Origin of the sequence: Bacillus xiamenensis (assembly GCF_000300535.1) — a bacterium.
Lineage (GTDB): Bacteria > Bacillota > Bacilli > Bacillales > Bacillaceae > Bacillus > Bacillus xiamenensis.
The window spans coordinates 14,174-34,152 of sequence record NZ_AMSH01000026.1; the positions used below are offsets into that span (position 1 = coordinate 14,174).

Consider the following 19,979-nt stretch of genomic DNA (forward strand, 5'->3'; position numbering starts at 1 on the left):
TTCCCCGTAAGTGTAGATTCTTCATGGATTACCCTTTAAAATATGTTGAAAAGATGGTGATTATCATTATAGGGGGTAATTATTTTGACAGATCATCATAATTCTAATCACACGGCGCAAACGCTTTTAGACCTTATACAGAAACAGAAAAGCATGAACAGCGATATGATCAAGGAGCTGGAGACCATTCACCCGTCTCATCCGAAGTATGGTGATATCCGTTATTTAAAAGTATTGCTCGACAGCAGCAGTACCCATATTTTAAAGGATTTAACGCACCTCAGTAACTTAATGCCAAAGGAAGATGCGCAATAAAAGGAAAACCCCTCGACCGGAGGGGTTTTCCTTTATGAGGATGTCACACTTTCTGTTTCTTTGACTAACTGTTTCATTCGTTCACGGTCACGCTCTAAAATAGGTTTTAAGTATTGACCGGTGTAAGAAGCTTTTTCTTTTGCAATTTGTTCAGGTGTCCCCGAGGCAATGATCGTTCCCCCGCCTGCACCGCCTTCTGGTCCTAGATCAACAAGGTAATCGGCCGCCTTAATAATATCAAGGTTGTGCTCAATGACCAAAACCGTATCTCCATTTTCAACCAAGCGCTGAAGCACTTTTAACAGCCGGGCAATATCATCCACATGTAGACCTGTTGTCGGCTCGTCTAAAATATAAAGAGACCTTCCGTTCGAACGGCGGTGAAGCTCAGATGCCAATTTCACACGCTGCGCTTCTCCACCAGACAATGTCGTCGCAGGCTGTCCAAGTGTAATGTATCCTAGACCAACATCAAAAATCGTTTGAAGCTTCCGCTTAATTTTCGGGATATTCTCGAAAAATTGAAGGGCATCCTCAACAGTCATTTCAAGAACATCGGAAATGTTTTTCCCTTTGTACGTGACCTCTAGAGTCTCACGGTTATAACGTTTCCCGTGACACACCTCACAAGGCACATATACATCAGGTAAAAAGTGCATTTCAATTTTAATAATGCCATCTCCACGACACGCCTCACAGCGTCCGCCTTTCACGTTAAAGCTGAATCGGCCTTTTTTATAGCCTCGCACTTTCGCTTCATTGGTCTGCGCAAAGACATCCCGCACGTCATCAAATACACCTGTATACGTAGCCGGATTGGATCTTGGTGTACGGCCAATGGGAGATTGATCTATATCAATGACCTTGTCTAGATAATCCATTCCTTTCACTTCTTTGTGCTGTCCTGGCTTCGCCTTCGCTCTGTGAAGCTTTTGCGCAAGGGACTTCAGTAGAATTTCATTCACAAGCGTACTTTTCCCTGAGCCTGACACACCAGTCACAGCCGTAAAGACACCTAGAGGGAATTTGACATTGACGTTTTTCAGATTATTTTCTTTTGCACCTTTAATTTCAATGTAGCGGCCGTCAGGCTTTCTTCTCTCAATCGGAAGCGGGATAAATTTCTCACCAGATAAATATTGTCCCGTCAAGGATTTCGGGTCCTTCATGACTTCTTCTGGCGTTCCAGCTGAAATCACTTCTCCCCCATGAACCCCTGCTCCTGGTCCGATATCAATTAAATAGTCAGCAGCAAGCATGGTATCTTCATCATGCTCTACAACAATCAGCGTGTTTCCGATATCACGCATGTTTTTCAATGTCCCAATCAACCGGTCATTATCCCGTTGGTGCAGACCAATCGACGGTTCATCTAATATATAAAGTACGCCTGTCAGCCTTGACCCGATTTGAGTCGCCAGTCGAATCCGCTGCGCCTCTCCGCCTGATAATGTGCCAGCAGACCGGTTTAATGTCAGATAATCCAAGCCCACATTATTTAAAAAGGACAAGCGCTCTTTGATTTCACGTAAAATAAGCTGGGCAATCTGCAAGTCTTTCTTAGATAACTCGATTTTCTCATAGAAATCAAGGGCATCAGATACAGACAAATCGGTGATTTCTCCAATGTGCTTGCCATTGATGAGAATCGCAAGCGTTTCTTTTTTCAGACGGTATCCTTTGCAGGTCGGACATGGCTGATTGGCCATATATTTTTCCATTTGTTCACGAATATAATCGGAGCTGGTTTCCTTATAACGGCGTTCAATGTTCCGAAGAACACCTTCAAACTCAATTTCATTTTCACGTACCTGGCCAAAATCATTTTCATATTTAAAATAAATCAGCTCAGAGCCGCTACCATATAAAATTTTATCAAATAAATGCGGCGGTATATCTTTGACTGGTATGTCCATGTCGATTCCATAGTGTGTACATACGGCCTCAAGAAGCTGCGGATAATACTGTGAGCTCTGCGGCTCCCATGGAGCAATGGCATGCTGCCGTAAAGTCAAATCCTTATTCGGAATGACAAGCTCTGGATCTACTTCCAGTTTAGAGCCGAGACCATCACAGCTTGGGCAAGCACCGAAAGGACTGTTGAATGAGAACATTCTAGGCTCTAGCTCCCCAATAGAGAACCCGCAGTGCGGACAAGCATGGTGCTCACTAAATAACAGCTCTTCTTGTCCAATTACATCAATCATGACCCGACCTTCACCAAGTCGAAGCGCCGTTTCAAGAGAATCAGACAGGCGTGCAGCAATGCCTTCTTTCACGACAATTCGATCAATCACGACTTCAATGGAATGCTTTTTATTCTTTTCAAGCTCGATCTCTTCTGACAGGTCTTCCATCTCGCCATCAACTCTCACTCGAACATAGCCCTGCTTTCGGATTTGATCAAGCACTTTGACATGTGTTCCTTTTCGGCCAGAGACGACTGGCGCAAGCACTTGCAGTTTTGTACGCTCTGGATATTCTAAAATACGGTCTGTCATTTGCTCAATCGTTTGTGACGTAATTTCTATCCCGTGTATAGGACAAATCGGTTTTCCGACTCGAGCATACAAAAGGCGCAGGTAATCATAAATTTCTGTGACAGTCCCTACTGTTGATCGAGGGTTCCTGCTGGTCGTTTTTTGGTCAATACTAATCGCTGGTGAAAGACCTTCAATGGCATCTACATCAGGTTTGTCCATTTGACCGAGAAACTGACGTGCATAGGCTGAAAGAGATTCAACATATCGCCGCTGTCCTTCAGCATAAATAGTATCAAAGGCAAGCGACGATTTTCCTGAACCAGATAATCCCGTCATCACCACTAGCTGGTCACGCGGGATATTGACATCAATATTTTTAAGGTTGTGGGCTCTAGCACCTTTCACCTCTATTCGTTCCATAGCCATCAGGCATTCATCCTTCCGCTTTTAACTCTAGCAATAAATCTCTTAATTCTGCTGCTTTTTCAAAATCAAGCGCTTTTGCTGCATCTTTCATTTCCATCTCGATTTTTTCGATCACTTTTTCTCGTTCTTTTTTGCTCATTTTTGACAGCTTTGGCGCTGCTTTTGTTTCGTATTCTTCCGAATCCTCATGTACTTTCGTTGCCTTGATGACATCTCGAATCTTCTTATGAATCGTTTGCGGAGTAATTCCATATTTCTCGTTATACGCTTCTTGTTGCTCTCTTCTCCGCTTTGTTTCTTGAATCGCAATGTCCATTGATTTCGTCATATTGTCCGCATACATAATTACCCGGCCTTCTGCATTTCTCGCAGCACGGCCAATCGTCTGAATGAGAGATCTTTCAGAACGTAAAAAACCTTCTTTATCCGCATCCAAAATGGCTACGAGTGACACCTCTGGAATATCCAAACCTTCACGTAGAAGATTGATCCCGACGAGTACATCAAATTTACCGAGACGTAAATCACGAATAATCTCAATTCGCTCAAGGGTCTTAATTTCTGAATGTAAATAATTGACCTTGATTCCGATTTCTTTTAGGTAATCTGTGAGATCCTCAGACATTTTCTTCGTTAAAGTCGTCACAAGCACCCGTTCATTTCTCTCAACCCTTGCATGGATTTCTCCAATTAAGTCATCAATTTGCCCTTCAATCGGACGCACTTCAATGATTGGATCGAGCAAACCAGTTGGGCGGATAATTTGTTCCACGACCTCTGGCGTTTTCTCAAGCTCATACGGTCCAGGCGTTGCGGATACGTACACAATATGGTTAATATGCTTTTCAAATTCATCAAAAGTGAGCGGTCTATTGTCAAGCGCTGACGGCAGACGGAATCCGTGATCTACCAGCACTTGTTTTCTTGCCTGGTCCCCGTTGTACATGGCTCGAATTTGCGGGATGGTCACATGTGACTCATCGACCACAATCATAAAATCATCCGGGAAATAATCAAGCAGTGTGTAAGGCGTCGAACCCGGAGGACGCAAGGTTAGATGTCTGGAATAGTTCTCGATTCCTGAACAAAAGCCCATTTCTCTCATCATCTCAAGGTCATACCTTGTCCGCTGCTCAAGACGCTGCGCTTCAAGCAACTTTCCGTTCTCACGAAGCTTTTCAAGCTGCTCCTCAAGCTCTTTTTCAATATTGATAATGGCTTTTTCCATTTTTTCTTCTCTTGTGACGAAGTGAGATGCTGGGAAAATAGCGACATGATCACGATCACCGAGTATTTCTCCAGTCAGAGCATCCACTTCACGAATACGCTCAATTTCATCACCGAAAAACTCCACTCTGATACAATGCTCATCTCGTGAAGCTGGGAAAATTTCAACGACATCGCCTCGAACCCGGAAGGTACCGCGCTGAAAATCTATATCATTACGAGAATACTGAATATCCACAAGCTTACGCAGAAGCTGATTACGTTCAATTTCCATTTCCGTTCGCAAAGACAGGACAAGCTCCCGGTATTCCTCTGGCGAACCTAAGCCGTAAATACAGGACACACTGGCAATGATGATGACATCTCTCCGCTCAAATAGCGAGGATGTGGCGGAGTGTCTCAGCTTATCAATCTCATCATTGATGCTGGCGTCCTTTTCAATAAATGTATCAGTTTGAGGCACATACGCCTCTGGCTGGTAATAATCATAGTAACTCACAAAATATTCAACAGCATTATTCGGAAAAAATTCCTTAAACTCACTGTATAATTGACCAGCAAGTGTCTTATTATGCGCAATGACAAGTGTCGGTTTGTTCACTTCTTTAATCAGGTTTGATACAGTAAAAGTCTTTCCCGTACCTGTAGCACCTAACAGCGTTTGATGCTGTTTCCCCTGATGGATGCCCTCCACAAGCTTTTCAATCGCTTTTGGCTGATCCCCTTGGGGTTGATAGGTAGAAACTAATTCAAAGCGGTCACTCACATCAAAGCCTCCGTTTCGTTACGAAATCTATCTAATGAATATATTATCATAAAAGAACACAAAAATACGAACTAAAGTTCGCTTCTCACTTGATTTTTATTTCCAATACCATCATACCCTCTCTGCCGAGGCAAATAACCACCTCAAGAAACCTTCCTTTCAGTATGGAACATTTTGGAGCGAGATATTCGATCAACAGAAAGATCACAAAAAAGAAAGCTGCACTCACTAAAAATCGTAAGCACAGCTCAGTACAAAACGTATTCTTTCGATTGATCACAAGGAAAAACATCAATGATGTTTTTCAGCCTTCTCTCTCTTTTCAATTTCTTTCTTAGCCATAAACAATGCCCCAGCTACTAAAGAAATAATATCTAATCCTACAATAAAGTAAGTTTCTGTATAGCCTTTCATATACGAGGCAAATAAAAGGGCCGCGGTTAAAGCAATGCCAACGTAATGATTATAAGTAACCTTTGAAAATAAAATGACAAGCAGGAAAGGAAAAATAAGTGCAAATATGGCTTTTGTAATCACAATAACCCTCCCTCTACATGGTCTACTCCCTTGATTATAGTAAAGATTGGCATAATGAACAATTCACAGTTTTCAATTTCAGCTTTTTTTCTTCTCTAATGAAGACTTTTGATATAGATGAGGAGGAGAATTAGTGAGAACGTCCCCTTTCCAAAGATAGGTCTTTACGTCTTTGACAATTACATCCAATAAATTCTATGATTAAAATGATAGTGCGCACTATCATCTTGAGAATATAGAGACACAGACAAACAATTGGCTATTTGAATAAGGGGGCTTTCCCATGTATTCAGTATTATTTCATGCGGCTGAAGAATCCGCATCACTCGCAGGGGCAAAAGGCGTGAATTTAATTAAATTAAACAATCACGGGCTGCCAGTTCCAGATGGGTTTATTATTAAAACCAACAGCTTTGCAAGCTTTCTTTCCTATCACCACCTGCATCCAACTGAACAAATGCTTGAACAAAAAATCAAAAATGCTTCGTTTCCTTCACAAATGGAAACAGAGTTACTTTCGTCCTTTCAATCATTGCTCAAAACATATCCCTCCGTTGCAGTTCGATCCTCCTCTGTGGCGGAAGATCTCGAAGGCGCCTCATTTGCAGGACAATACGAGACCTATTTGAATATCAAAACCAATGAAGAATTTTTACAGGCTGTGAAAGAATGCTGGTCTTCTTATTTTGCAGCAAGAGTCACAGAATATAAGGAAGAAATGGTCGAAACCGAGGAAGATATGCCGCTCATGGCAATTGTCGTTCAAGGATTAATCCATTCTGACGTCTCCGGCGTCATCTTTAGTGAGAACCCGGTATCAGGAAAAACAAATGAAGTCATGTTGACAGCAAGCTACGGACTAGGAGAAGCCATCGTCTCCGGCCTTGTGACACCAGACACGTTTATTGTAGACAAAGAAACGGACTCTATTGAGAAATCACTGGGAACAAAAGATCTGCAAATTGTCCCCTGTCAAGAGGGCGTCATTGAACAGCCTGTATCTAAGGAAAGGGCTGGTCAGTTTTGTCTGCATGATGATCAATTGTTACAAATCACGAAAATCACCAAACAAGTCGAAGCACTTTACGGACATGGAGTAGATATTGAATTTGGAATTTCAAATGGTACTTTTTATTTACTTCAAGCGAGACCCATTACCACTGTTCTTCCAAAAACAGCCAATGAAGTGGCAGGAGCTTCTTTTCAAATACAGCCAGAAGAGCTGCAAGATTTCTGGATTTCAATGGACGATCATATGCCTGGACCAACAAGTCCTCTCTTTTCAAGTCTAATCATCCCTGCTTTAAAAAGCGGGATGAAGAAAAGCGGAGAAAAGTATCAAGTGCCTGATCTCAATATTAAAGATATCAAGCTTTATAGAGGCCATCTGTATTCTTCACCATCTATGCCAGAAGCAGGAACGGATACTGAACCAGTTTTTGATGAGAGTCTATTTGAGCTGTTTCCCCGTTTAAGCGAAAGAATGTATCACATTTTGGAGCAAAACTTGTTTCCCTTATACGAAAAACTTGATCGGCAAATCAATCAGCCTCTGACAACTGATGAAGCCATCATTGGCCTCAAAGAATTAAAAGATATTTATCTAAAAGCGTACGACGATCATTTTGATATCGTCATCCCACAAGTCATTCTATCAGCAATGATCGAAGATATGCTTGTCACATATACCGGTGATCAAACACAAGTCGTCTTGCTGCATGAAATGATGATAGGTGTGATGAACAAGTCTCTTGAAACAGATCAAAAGCTATCTTACCTGGCAAAAGAAGTCCTTCAAGATGAAGAACTTCTTCAGGCATTTACAAACCATGCAACGAATCCAGAACGATTATATGCGCTCAATCACACGGATAAAGGAAAGAACTTCATTTCTAAAATAGAAGAATTTCTCCAAATCTATGGCTGGCGATCTGTCAAAAGTCATGATTTTACAGATGAAACATGGGTAGAGAACCCTGATTTTGTCTTAGATATCATTAGAAATAACATTCAGTACCAATCTGATTTTGACGATGAATTTGCACAAGCAGTGCTCAAAAGACGAGAAACTTATGAGCAATTTATGAGTCAAGTAAAGGATGAAGCGTTTAAAACAAAATTTGAAAAACTTTATCATTTTGCGCTTCAGGCAGCCAATATTCGAGATGATCATCACTTCTACATTGATGCCATGTTAGATGCAAAAGCTAGACTATATCTCTTGAAAATTGGTGAACTTCTTGTCCAAAAAGGAGCCATTCCTCATCAAGAAGACCTTTGGTATCTCTACGATGATGAAGTACACAAAGCACTTACAACTTCTATCACATACGATTCGGTCATCCAGCAAAGAAAAATTGAAATGAAAGAAAATGAAGCGATTCAACCGCCAGCTTATACAGGCAGCCCCTCTGAAGCTGAATTACAGCAAGTAGAAAGAATGCTCGGTTCGTTAAGAGAAAATGAAAATAACACAAATGATGTAATCCACGGAATTGGCGCATCTAGCGGCATTGTATCTGGAAGGGTAAAAGTCATTACATGCGCTGATGAATTCTCACAATTCCAAAAGGATGACATTTTAGTTTGCAAAACAACGACGCCTTTATGGACCAGCTTATTTAGAGACGCCAAAGCCGTGATCACCGATTCTGGCGGCATTTTGTCTCATTCCGCTATTATCGCTAGAGAGTATATGATGCCTGCTGTCCTAGGAACACGAATCGCCACCGAAAAACTAAAATCAGGTGATCTTGTTACAGTAGATGGTGCCAATGGGCGTATTCAGTTATTAAAACAACATTCAAGGGCATAATCGGAACTTTTTGGTTCATATTGGCGGTCATGGATTTTATCGGTATACTTACTTTGTTGCAAACACATTCATAACCTGAGGTGAGTATGCTTGTTAAAATCAACAAATCAACGAATCATTCGCGCAACGATGGATTTATTGTCGGAAAAGGGCTATCAAAAAACAACCACTAAAGAAATTGCGTCAAAAGCGAATGTGAGTGAAGCGACAATTTTTCGTAACTTTAAAAACAAACGCGGCGTGATTGCTGCCATGATGAAAATGAAATCAACACCGACAAAAACCCTAGAAGCAGAATTTAAAGGAGATTTATACACGGATTTAAAATTTCTCGGTACCTATTTCCTTGAACATTTGACTTCCAAAAAAGAATTTATTTATATCAGCATGAGAGAACCAGCTATGTTTAAGGATTTAGCAAACCATGAAAAAATTTATCCTCAAGAACTGAGGGAAATGCTGATACAATATTTCAAAAAGATGAGTGATCGGCATCAAGTATTAAAAGGAAATGAAGAAATCTACTCGGACATTTTTATTAGTACGTATTTCGGTTTTTTCATTCAACAGCTGGAGCTAGACTTCCAACTCGTTTTAACACAGAAAGAAGATTTTATTGAGACATGCACACACATTTTCATGAGAGGAATTTCTCCCGCTTGAAGGGTGAAATTCTTCTTTTTTACAAAAAGGTGGTATACACATTGAAATTAAAAAAAGAGAGCTTGATTATTTATTCTTTGTTACTTGGTGCTATTTTAGTTCCGGTCAACTCAACCATGATCGCAGTAGCTCTATCATCTATATCAACTTATTACGACCAATCCATTTCAAACATTACTTGGGTTGTTACGATTTATCTTATTGTGATGGCAGTCACTCAGCCTATTGCGGGTAAGCTAGGAGATATATACGGCCACCGCAACATGTATTTAGCCGGTGTGACACTCTTTTTGATTGGCTCCATTGGCTGTGCTTTCGCACCTAATCTTGCTTTGCTCATCACTTTTCGATCCATCCAAGCAGCAGGTGGCGCTATATTAACACCGAACAGCATTGCATTAATTCGGGCAACGGTATCACCTGAAAAACTCTCTAAAACAATGGGGTTCTTTGGTTTTGGAGCAGGAATTGGTGCTGCACTTGGGCCTTTTATTGGCTCGATGCTTATTCAGAGCTTTGACTGGCATTCCATTTTCCTAGTGAATATTCCTTTTTTATTCCTCACACTTGTGACCGGCGTCTTGCTGATTCCGAAGATGGAGCATACACGCTTACAAGCCAATGTAGATATCATCGGTTCGTTATACTTAACGATCGGGATCGCCACACTTATTCTGTTCACCAAAAGCCAACTATTAAATGAATACATGGTCTATGGGATACTTGCATTGACCGCCATTCCTTTATTCTTCAAACATGTACGTAAAGTAACAAATCCGATCATTGATTTGGCCCTATTTAAAAATAGTGCTTTTACAAACGCTAACCTTTCCATCATGCTTAGTAATTTTGTGATGTACGCTATTCTTCTCATTATGCCGCTGTTTATGGAACAACAACTTACGCTGTCTCATACACAAAGCGGGATCATTCTTTCTATCTTTTCACTCTGTATGTCTATTAGCGGACTGCTTGGGGCAAAACTCCATCCAGTAAAAGGCGCAAAGAAAATGATTCGATTTTCATTTTTCTGTCTTACTTTATCAGGCATCCTGCTGATCACACTAAGCAGTTACCCAAATGTACCTCTCCTGATCATCACATTAGTCGCAGGGGGAATCTCATCCGGTATTGGCATGACTAGCATGCAGATGGCTTCTTTAACCTCTGTTGATCAGAGCTTATCAGGTTCGGCATCTGGGATTTTCTCTACCTTTCGATATTTCGGAAGTATCATTTCATCTACATTGATTGGAATTATAAGTGGTTTTCAATCTTTATTTATTGTATTAATGGGCGCCGGTATTCTTGGTTTCCTCCTATCTCATCGCTTAAAAACAAAGTCCACCTCTCATTCATCTGGACACTCTGCTTAATGACTTCCTTCGCTCTAGGTTCATTTAGGGCGGGGGATCTATGATTATCTGTCACTTTACATTATGAAGAACATATTGATCAAACCGTGAAAATCATCTTTTAAACATGAAAAAATGTCATATGTTCAGAAGAAAAATGGATTTCAGCTCAAATTTCACCCCACTTCCCTACCTAAAAGCTTTTTTTCATATCTTCCAGCAATCATAACTTCGATTTTTTTTCACAATTTTTGTGTTATGCTTTTTGAAAATAGAGCACGCAAAGGAGCAGAAAGATGGAACGTGTGAAATATTTTTTGATTTGTTTATCAGCTCTACTGTTTTTCCTGTCAGGCTGTGGAAAAGAACAGCAATTTACGCCACCTAGCAGCTCTCAATCGTTTGCTGTGATTTCTCAATTAAAAAAAGCCTCCTTTTCAATAGTTGATTTACAAAAGAAAAAAATTGTCTCTTCCGTTGATTTAAAACATCCTCTCACTGATCTTATTCAAATCAACAAAGACGTCATCATTGCTTCAAGTAAAGAAGGACAATCTCTAATAGAAATCAATTTAAAAAAAGGAACAGCAACAGACTATATGAATGTGAAAAAAGGGCTGACGTCACTTACATATGATGCAGCTTCCCGCACTTTACTTGCAGCAGATTCAGAAAAAAATGCCGTGTATTTTATTGATACGCAGCGCAAAAAAATAAAAGCAACTGTGAAGACAGGAAAATTACCTTCTTCTATGACTCTTTCTTCTGCAGGAACTTTGTTTGTTTTAAATGCAGAAAGTCATACCGTTTCAGTCATTGATATTGAAAAAGAAAAAAATATACGTACCATTTCTGTATTAGAACGACCTTCTGGTATCCATTTTGATGGGCATTCCATTTGGATTGGAGGACACGGTAAACCTGGCACCTTAAATAAAAGTATTTTTGCTTACGACCCTAAAACAGGAAAAAAACAGCAGGAAATCAAACTAGGCGTCATGCCTGTTGCATTTTTCTCAGAAAAAAACGCCTCTACTTTATATGTACTATGTCATGGAGACCATACACTCTACAAAGTAGATACGAAGAGGAATCAGCAGCTCTCTTCTGTTGAAACCGGTCAAAATCCGAATTATATTACTGCCGATTCCTCATCCATATATGTAAGCAACTTAGATGACAATTCAGTATCAGTCATTGATAAACATACATTCATGTTAAAAAATCGGCTGAATATCCCATCAGGGCCTTACGCTATCGTGTTGGAGGAAAAGAAATGAAAGAACAGATGAATATTTTAATAGTAGATGATGAGTTAGATATGCTTGAGTTAATCGGAGCCTTTTTGCAGAAGCAAGGCTTTCACGTGATGACTGCCAATAATGGAAAGGATGCCTTACGTCAGTTTGAAAAAGAGCAGGTAGATCTTATTGTATTAGATATCATGATGCCTGAAATGGATGGATTTGAAGTCTGCCAGCGTATCAGGCAAACCTCCCAAATCCCCATTTTATTCTTAACAGCTAGAAGTTATGAGGAGGATCGAATTAAAGGGCTGGAAATAGGAGCAGATGACTACATCATGAAACCTTTCAGTCTGCGTGAGCTTTCAGCAAGAATTGAAACGACCTTAAGAAGAATTAGAGGACTTTCACTAAAGCGCAGCCGGGTGCAGATTGGTGACATGGAGATAGATCAAGATGGAAGACAAGTCTATCTAAAGAAAGAGCCTATTAATTTAACAAGAAGAGAATTTGATTTACTCATGTTTCTTCTGCTTAATCAAGGCCAGGTGTTTTCCCGTGAGCAGCTCTATCAAAAATTGTGGGAGTCACACTCAACTAGCGGCTCTTTAAGAACAGTCGATACACATATTAAAACATTGCGGCTGAAATTAAAAGGAGCCGAACGGCATATTAAGACCGTGTGGGGTGTCGGCTATAAATTTGAGGAGAACGAATGAAGCCATTATCCATTAAAAAGAAGGTACTTTTCTTAATCCTTTCCGTTATAGGAATCGTTGCCACCTCAGCTCTTGCACTAACCTATTACTTATACCAGCACTTATATATAGATAAACAGATTGACTCCTTAAGTTTACAAGGAAAGAAGCTGGCAGAAGTCTATCACAAACACGGAAAAGACACGTATTTTACCGACAGAATGAAATGGGCAAATGATTCAAGTCAGGCGCGTGTTATTTTTACTGATGATCCAATGGAGCTTTCAAGTGGTATTCCTTTTGATACGAATACAAATGATAATCTCATTACGTTTAAGGAACGCCAAAAGCTACTTCAAGGGAAAACAGTTGTGTTAATTAGAGAACATCCCCAGTTTCATCAAGATATTCTCGGGATTGCCATCCCTGTATTTTCAAACAAAGATGATCTATCAGGGACGATTTTTCTCTCGATGCCTTTATCCGATGTGTATGAACCGTTTGTTCAGATTAGATTGACACTTGGCCTATCCATTTTATTTATCCTGCTGCTGATTTTCTTTATCGGATATAAGAGCTCAAATAAAATCGTAAAGACGATTAATCAAATGAAAGAAATTGCAATGGAGATGGAATCTGGTGATTTTTCAAAGCGCATGGCTGTGACAAAAAAAGGGGATGAGTTAAATCAGCTGAGCCGTTCCTTTAATAAACTGTCTTCTACCTTAGAAAAGGTTGAGCAGCACCGCAGGGAGTTTCTGGCGAATGTCTCTCACGAACTTAGGACACCTTTAAGTTATATGAAAGGCTATGCAGAAGGGATTGAAGAGGGCATCATTGAACAAAAGAAAGGAATGCAAATCATCCAAGATGAGGCTGCACGTTTAAGCAGGCTTGTGCATGATCTTTTAGACCTTGCACAATTAGAGGGGGAGTCTTACCCACTAACGATGGAGCCCATCGTCTTTGCACAGCTTATTCATGATGTTCTTGATCAGATGACATTCATCGCTCATCAAAAAGGGATATCGTTCACACGGACCCTTGAAGAGGATTGTATTGTATATGGTGATAGCGATCGGCTTCAACAAGTGGTGCGTAATTTATTGGACAATGCCATTCATTATACCCCCTCTGGGAAATCGATTTCGATTGAATTAACTGTTCACCAAAAGACGGCTGAATTGAGAGTGATAGATGAAGGCAGCGGGATTCCAAAGAAAGACCTACATCATGTTTCTGAGCGATTTTACCGAGTGAATAAAGCCCGTACAAGAAAAGATGGAGGCTCTGGCCTTGGACTAGCCATTGTTTATCAAATTATGAAAAAGCATCATGGCACGTTTGATATTCAATCTGAACCAGGACTCGGTACGACAGCTATCATTCAATTACCAAGTGCTGCATTCAGCGAAAATCTGCCTGCTCAATAACAAATACAGTTACACTCTCCTTCACCTTATAAATCCTTCACATCTATATACAAATGTGAAACAGAACAGCTCATTTCAAGAGCTGTTTTTATTCATCAGAAAAATAAAGAATTGGCCTTTTTTTATTAACAATTTATTCATATTTGCTTGTTACACTTTTTTCAAGTAAAGAAAAAGGAGTGACACACTTTTGGTGAGACGTTTTCAGAAATTTGATATCTATTTATTTTTCATATTGATCTTATCTGCCATTTTAAACATTTATAACATTTGGAAAGATGATACGGTGAATGCCTATTATACGGCGGCAGTCACAAGTATGATGCAAAGTTGGCATAATTTCTTCTTTGCTTCGTTTGATCCAGCAGGTTATGTCACGGTGGATAAACCACCTCTTGCCTTCTGGCTGCAAACCATCAGTGCCAAAATTTTCGGACTGCATGGCTGGAGTGTAATCTTGCCTCAAGCTTTAGCTGGCATTGGATCTGTTTATTTAATTTATCGACTTGTTAAACCTACTTTCGGTCAGGCTGCTGCAAGACTTGCCGCACTGATTATGGCTTGTACACCTATCGCAGTTGCCGTATCTCGTACAAATAACATTGACAGCTTACTCGTCTTTATACTTTTACTAGCAACAGCCATGATGTTCAAGGCTGTAAAACAGCAAAAAGTGCTGTGGGCCATTGCTTCATTTGCGATGATTGGGGTCGGATTTAATACAAAAATGCTGCAGGCGTATATGATCGTACCTGCTCTTATCCTGTTTTACATCATTGCCTATCGAACGACATGGAAGAAGAAATTGCTTTCACTCATGATTTCAATGATTGTCCTGTTAGGTGTATCTGCATCTTGGTCTATAGCAGTTGATCTTACCTCAAAAGACAATCGCCCTTATATGGGTTCGAGTCAATCCAATTCTGCTTTAGAATTAGCCTTTGGTTACAACGGCCTTCAGCGGCTGACTGGTCAACAGTCTGGCGGCGGTGGTGGGATGAGCGGTGGTTCAAGTGAGGGTCAAGGTCAACCACCTTCACAGCAGGGTGAACAGCAAAACGACAATGATTCATCCACTATGCCTCAGCCGCCATCTAATGGAAATCAAAGCAGCTCAGACAGCTCGGATCAATCTTCAGGTCAAACACAGCCGTCTATGCAAGGGCCGCCAAGCAGCGCGAACGGCTCAACTGCATCTGAAATGCCTTCTGGAGGAGACGGAGGAGATGGCGGTAGCCCACCAAATGGTGGAGGCGGCAAGATGGGAAGCGGCTCTGGCATGTTTGGTACAGGAACAAAAGGGCCATTACGTTTATTCCAATCTGAATTATCCGATCAAATCAGCTGGCTGCTTCCATTTGCAATCTTTGGTGCAATTGGTATCTTCTTCTCAACAGCATTTGAAAGAAGACGTCTCAATACAAAACAAAAAGAAACACTATTTTGGTTAGCTTGGCTTATACCGGTCGCTGCATTTTTCAGTGTAGCAGGATTTTTCCATCACTATTACTTAATCATGCTGGCACCGCCAATTGCTGTATTAGCTGGAGCAGGATGGGTGTCTATGACTCAATTGTTCCAAACAGCAACCGGCTTTAAAAAATGGCTGCTTCCAACTGCTATTATAGTGACGACAGCATTTGAAATCTTTATCTTATCTACCTTTACAAGCACGATTGGTCTTGGATTAAGCATTGCAGTTGGTGTCATTGGCGTTGGAACCACCCTTGCACTGCTCTTGATAAAAGGGAAAGAAAAACTAAAACAATTGATGTCTCTCATCGCCATCCTTGGCATGCTGATCGCACCATTGTACTGGGCAAGCACACCTCTTCTTTATGGAGGAAACAGTATGCTGCCAGAGGCTGGTCCTCAGCTTGCAACTTCAAGTGGCAGCATGAGTTCACAAGTCAATGAAAAGCTGATCAGTTACCTTGAGAAAAACAATACAGGGGAAGAGTTCCTGTTTGGTACAACAGATGCAACCACTGCTTCGCCTTACATTATTAAGACAGGAAAAGCTGTTATGGCATTAGGTGGATTTAGTGGATCTGATAACATCCTTACGCTTAGTGAATTCAAACAGCTCGTCAAAGACGGCAAAATCAAATACTTCTATCTCTCTGAGATGAGAGGCGGAAGCTCTGACATTCTGAGCTGGATTCAAAAAAATGGGAAAGAAGTTTCTGCTTCTAAATGGCAGAACAGCACTACATCTAAAACGAATCAGCAAACAGGCAGCTCAGACAGCCAGCAATCGGAACAAAATAATCAGTCAAATGGACGAATGGGCGGAACGGAGAGCGGCACCCTTTACGAACTATCCGTTGATTAATTCATCTATTAAAAGGAGGAAAATGACTGATGGAAAAAAGCATAAAGTATTCTATTGTTGTCCCAGTCTATAATGAAGAACTTGTGATCCATGAATCGTATCAGCGCCTCAAAACTGTCATGGATTCGACGGGAGAAGCATATGAGCTTCTCTTCGTCAATGACGGTAGTATGGATCGAACAGCTGAACTGATTAAAGGGTACTGTCAGGAAGATCCTAATGTGAGACTCATTGATTTTTCTCGTAACTTTGGACATCAAATTGCGATCACGGCGGGAATGGATTATGCAAAGGGAGAAGCCGTCGTGGTGATTGATGCGGATTTACAAGATCCACCTGAATTGATTTTAGACATGATTGAGAAATGGAAGGAAGGCTATGAAGTCGTTTACGCAGTCCGCACCAAACGAAAAGGAGAAACGGCTTTCAAAAAATACACTGCTTCCCTTTTCTACCGAGTGCTGCGTCAAATCACCGAAGTAGATATTCCTATCGACACCGGCGACTTTAGATTAATGGATCGTAAGGTATGTCATGAAATGAGAAAAATTCGTGAGAAAAATCCATTTGTCCGCGGCTTAGTCAGCTGGGTCGGCTTCAAACAAATTGCGGTAGAATACGTTCGAGATGAGCGTCTAGCAGGAGAAACAAAGTACCCTCTCAAAAAGATGCTCAAACTCTCAATGGATGGAATCACATCCTTTTCCTATAAACCTTTAAAGCTAGCCAGCGTGGCAGGCATTACCCTTTCTGCTATTGGATTCATTTCTATGTTTGTTGTTTTATACTTAAAGCTTTTCACAAACAGCACCATCACTGGCTGGAGTTCATTAATTGTCATCCAACTATTCTTTAGCGGTATCATCCTCTTTATGTTAGGAATGATTGGAGAGTATATTGGCCGAATATACGATGAAGCAAAGGACCGGCCGCTTTATATCGTCAGGGAAAGCTATGGGCTTCAGGCAAAGCCTCACGCGGTTCAATCCCCTGTTCATTTCAAGCAATATAAACAGCATTAAAAAAAAGCGTGTGAGACCTTATAAAAAGATCTTGCACGCTTTTTAGATTAAACGGCAGTTTCAAACCGCTTTCTGTTGATGAAAAAAGAGAGTGTAATGAGTAGATAAATTCCCATTGTGACCATCGTTTGTACAATTGGTGTTGTTGATACAACGCCGATAAAAATAGCAATGATCGCAATGACAGAAAACCATGTCGTGAACGGATACAGCTTCACGCGATATCCACCTGGCTGTGCGACACTTCGAGATTTCAAATGACCGACTGCAATGATAAACCAGATGAACAGGACGGTATAACTTAAAGACCCCATCAAATAATTGAACGTTTGACTTCCCACAAAAAGAGAAATCAATACAGCTGCATACAATGTGGATGTACATACAAGGATGGCTCTGACAGGTACCTGCTGTTTTGACAGCTTAGAGAAGCCTTTCCATACACGTCCATCCATTGCCTGCGTATAGAGTACCCTTGATGAAGCATACAGTCCAGAGTTCATAGAAGACAAGATCGCTAGCAAGATGATGCCGTTCATGATATCACTGGCATACGGCACACCAATCGTTGCAAACACTGTGACGAATGGACTTACTTGCTCATTGTTTACTTGATTCCAAGGGATTAAGCTGACAATGATAAAGAACGGCAGTACATAGAAACCGATAATTCGGACAAACGTACTTTGAATGGCCTTTGGAATCACTTTTTCAGGATTTTTTGTTTCCGCTAGTGTGACCCCAATCATCTCAGTCCCGCCATATGAATAGACCACAACCAGCATTGCCGCAATTAAGCCGCCAGTTCCATTAGGGAAAAATCCTCCGTGGCCGGTTAAGTTAGATAGTCCCGGTGCCGCATGCTGTCCAAATGAGACAAACAGCATCGTTAACCCAATGATAATAAATAAAATGATGACAGCAATTTTAATAGAAGCTAACCAGTACTCCGTCTCAGCAAACATTTTGACTGAACACACATTAATCAATGTCACAACAAGTGAAATGATTAACACAAGCGTCCAAATCGGCACGTGAGGGAACCAGTATTGAATAAAGATCGCAGACACAATGGCTTCTGCTGCAATGTTCAGCACCCACATTTTCCAATAAATCCAGTCTAAGAAATAGGCTGGATATTTACCTAAGACAGGTTCTATTAAATCACGGAATGTTCTTGCTCCAGGTCGTGCAACGGTCATTTCGGCAAGTCCTTGCATAATAAATAATAAAATAAGACCACCAATCATATATGCCAAAATGACAGCAGGACCTGCAATATCAATGGCAGAACTGCTTCCTTTAAATAGACCAGCGCCGATTGCACCGCCAAGCGCAAGCATCATAATATGCCTTGACGTCATTGTTCGTTTTAACTGCACATGTTCCTTTTCCATTTTCTATAGCTCCTTTAAATTTGAATCTTCAGACAAATATAAGATAAAAGCATATAAAAAGGCCAGCCATCTCCTTGAAGAGACGACTGACCTTGCAACCGCGTTACCACTCTAATTGATTCAGCACGTGCTGAATCCAACTTAAAACCCGATAACGGAGGTCACACGTAAAGACTTACCATTCATTCAGTCTTACCGCTCTTTGAGCGAGTTCAATGATTCGTTTTACTGCGTTGCACCGACCCGCAGCTCTCTTAAAAAACGGATGTTCATCTACTATTCTCAAGTCAAAGCGTTTATCGTCAATTTGTATATTCACCAAAGATTTTATTTTTTAAATATACTGACTAACCACGCAATTGTCAACATCCTTTTTCAGACAAACGGCGATTAACGAATCCAAACGGCTACTTCATCCATCGGACGGCGCGTTTTGCCGCGCTTCGGTTCAGTGACACGATAACCAAAGGCTACCATCACAGAAATGTCGTATTGACCATCCTCAAGTAAACCTTCTTCTTCTAGGATACGATGTATTTCATCGTAGCTAAATCCTTCAACTGGGCATGAATCAATACCGATCTGTGCTGCAGCTGTCATCATATTTCCAAGGGCAATATACGTCTGCTTTGACGCCCAATCAAATAATGTACGGTCATTTTCAAGTAAATGAAGGTCGTTTTCTTGGAACTCTTTGTAGCGTTCCTTGACCATTTCAAACGTTTCATCTGTCATGCCTTTGATTTGCTTGTTGATATATTCTGCATAAGCGGAATCATAGCGGGCATCTGTTCTTGCCAGGATGATCACAAAATGACTGGCAGTGGGAAGCTGTTTTTGCGCGCCCCAAGTATATTTTTTTAATTTTTCTCTAAAAGCTTCATTCTGCACAACGAGGAACTTCCATGGCTCAAAGCCTACAGAGCTTGGAGAAAGTCTTCCTGTTTCTAAAATAAATGCAAAATCATCCTCAGGAATTTTTTTCGATGGATCGAACTCTTTTGTCGCATGGCGGAACTTATATGCTTCAATGATTTCCTTTTTTAGTAATTCTTTGTCTCTCATATCGTTCATCCTTTCACATGATTTTTGGCATATTATTTTTTACCATTATATTTGAAAAATAATCACCCTTTGGTGTGATGTCATATCGTTTATGTTAAAAGATATAACAACTGCATTCAAGTAAACTGCCTTTCAATCAATTTCTATCATTGTCACGTTCAGCATATCTTCATTTAAAACATAAGTTGAACAAATAAA

At 40.6% G+C, this 19,979-nt stretch carries 14 protein-coding genes and 1 other annotated feature; of the genes, 9 read left to right on the forward strand and 5 right to left on the reverse strand.

Going from position 1 to position 19,979, the window contains the following annotated elements; genetic code table 11:
- The first annotated feature begins 84 nt into the window (after positions 1-84).
- On the forward strand, positions 85-315 hold the full coding sequence (locus tag BA1_RS10005; RefSeq protein WP_008358394.1) for a hypothetical protein: 231 nt from the start codon (positions 85-87) through the stop codon (positions 313-315).
- 32 nt (positions 316-347) lie between these two features.
- On the opposite strand, the gene uvrA is transcribed toward BA1_RS10005, so the two are convergent.
- The 3 genes from uvrA to BA1_RS10025 form a co-directional block, all read right to left on the reverse strand.
- Positions 348-3,224 carry an excinuclease ABC subunit UvrA gene (uvrA, locus tag BA1_RS10010; RefSeq protein WP_008358401.1) on the reverse strand — a complete coding sequence of 959 codons (2,877 nt, stop codon included), beginning with the start codon at positions 3,222-3,224 and terminating at the stop codon, positions 348-350.
- Between the two features lie 7 nt (positions 3,225-3,231).
- Positions 3,232-5,217: an excinuclease ABC subunit UvrB gene (gene uvrB, locus BA1_RS10015; RefSeq protein WP_008358403.1), complete on the reverse strand. Its 1,986-nt coding sequence runs from the start codon at positions 5,215-5,217 to the stop codon at positions 3,232-3,234.
- A gap of 291 nt (positions 5,218-5,508) precedes the next feature.
- Positions 5,509-5,754: a CsbA family protein gene (locus tag BA1_RS10025; RefSeq protein ID WP_008358409.1), complete on the reverse strand. Its 246-nt coding sequence runs from the start codon at positions 5,752-5,754 to the stop codon at positions 5,509-5,511.
- A gap of 283 nt (positions 5,755-6,037) precedes the next feature.
- On the opposite strand from BA1_RS10025, the gene BA1_RS10030 reads away from it, so the two are divergent.
- The 8 genes from BA1_RS10030 (at position 6,038) to BA1_RS10065 (ending at position 17,319) form a co-directional block, all read left to right on the forward strand.
- On the forward strand, positions 6,038-8,569 hold the full coding sequence (locus BA1_RS10030; protein WP_008358412.1) for a PEP/pyruvate-binding domain-containing protein: 2,532 nt from the start codon (positions 6,038-6,040) through the stop codon (positions 8,567-8,569).
- Between the two features lie 90 nt (positions 8,570-8,659).
- Positions 8,660-9,232, forward strand: coding sequence for a TetR/AcrR family transcriptional regulator (locus BA1_RS10035; protein ID WP_008358414.1), 573 nt, complete (start codon positions 8,660-8,662; stop codon positions 9,230-9,232).
- A 41-nt stretch (positions 9,233-9,273) separates the two neighbouring features.
- On the forward strand, positions 9,274-10,608 hold the full coding sequence (locus BA1_RS10040; RefSeq protein WP_034739057.1) for an MFS transporter: 1,335 nt from the start codon (positions 9,274-9,276) through the stop codon (positions 10,606-10,608).
- A gap of 275 nt (positions 10,609-10,883) precedes the next feature.
- Positions 10,884-11,867, forward strand: a complete 984-nt coding sequence (locus BA1_RS10045; RefSeq protein WP_008358419.1) for a YncE family protein — start codon at positions 10,884-10,886, stop codon at positions 11,865-11,867.
- Positions 11,864-12,550: a response regulator transcription factor gene (locus tag BA1_RS10050; protein WP_008358421.1), complete on the forward strand. Its 687-nt coding sequence runs from the start codon at positions 11,864-11,866 to the stop codon at positions 12,548-12,550. Before BA1_RS10045 ends, BA1_RS10050 begins: the two co-directional genes overlap by 4 nt.
- Positions 12,547-13,962, forward strand: coding sequence for a HAMP domain-containing sensor histidine kinase (locus BA1_RS10055; protein WP_008358423.1), 1,416 nt, complete (start codon positions 12,547-12,549; stop codon positions 13,960-13,962). The genes BA1_RS10050 and BA1_RS10055 overlap by 4 nt, the downstream gene beginning before the upstream one ends.
- A gap of 190 nt (positions 13,963-14,152) precedes the next feature.
- Entirely contained in the window at positions 14,153-16,297 is a 2,145-nt protein-coding gene (locus BA1_RS10060) for an ArnT family glycosyltransferase (protein ID WP_008358425.1), read from the forward strand.
- A gap of 29 nt (positions 16,298-16,326) precedes the next feature.
- On the forward strand, positions 16,327-17,319 hold the full coding sequence (locus BA1_RS10065; RefSeq protein WP_008358427.1) for a glycosyltransferase family 2 protein: 993 nt from the start codon (positions 16,327-16,329) through the stop codon (positions 17,317-17,319).
- Between the two features lie 47 nt (positions 17,320-17,366).
- Here BA1_RS10065 and BA1_RS10070 read toward each other — a convergent pair whose 3' ends face one another.
- Both BA1_RS10070 and BA1_RS10075 read right to left on the reverse strand, forming a co-directional pair.
- A complete protein-coding gene (locus BA1_RS10070; RefSeq protein WP_008358429.1) occupies positions 17,367-18,716 on the reverse strand; it encodes an amino acid permease in 1,350 nt (449 codons plus the stop codon).
- Positions 18,717-18,791: 75 nt separating this feature from the next.
- Positions 18,792-19,016 (reverse strand) — a binding site (T-box leader).
- Between the two features lie 90 nt (positions 19,017-19,106).
- The gene (locus BA1_RS10075) at positions 19,107-19,781 is read right to left on the reverse strand and encodes an NAD(P)H-dependent oxidoreductase (RefSeq protein WP_008358431.1); all 675 of its coding nucleotides are present in this window, start codon (positions 19,779-19,781) and stop codon (positions 19,107-19,109) included.
- Between the last annotated feature and the right edge of the window lie 198 nt (positions 19,782-19,979).

Coding starts and splice junctions, on each gene's coding strand:
- uvrA (WP_008358401.1), bottom strand. CDS start 3,224: ATGGCTATGGAACGAATAGAGGTGAAAGGTGCTAGAGCCCACAACCTT.
- BA1_RS10030 (WP_008358412.1), top strand. CDS start 6,038: ATGTATTCAGTATTATTTCATGCGGCTGAAGAATCCGCATCACTCGCA.
- BA1_RS10045 (WP_008358419.1), top strand. CDS start 10,884: ATGGAACGTGTGAAATATTTTTTGATTTGTTTATCAGCTCTACTGTTT.
- BA1_RS10050 (WP_008358421.1), top strand. CDS start 11,864: ATGAAAGAACAGATGAATATTTTAATAGTAGATGATGAGTTAGATATG.
- BA1_RS10055 (WP_008358423.1), top strand. CDS start 12,547: ATGAAGCCATTATCCATTAAAAAGAAGGTACTTTTCTTAATCCTTTCC.
- BA1_RS10065 (WP_008358427.1), top strand. CDS start 16,327: ATGGAAAAAAGCATAAAGTATTCTATTGTTGTCCCAGTCTATAATGAA.
- BA1_RS10070 (WP_008358429.1), bottom strand. CDS start 18,716: ATGGAAAAGGAACATGTGCAGTTAAAACGAACAATGACGTCAAGGCAT.
- BA1_RS10075 (WP_008358431.1), bottom strand. CDS start 19,781: ATGAGAGACAAAGAATTACTAAAAAAGGAAATCATTGAAGCATATAAG.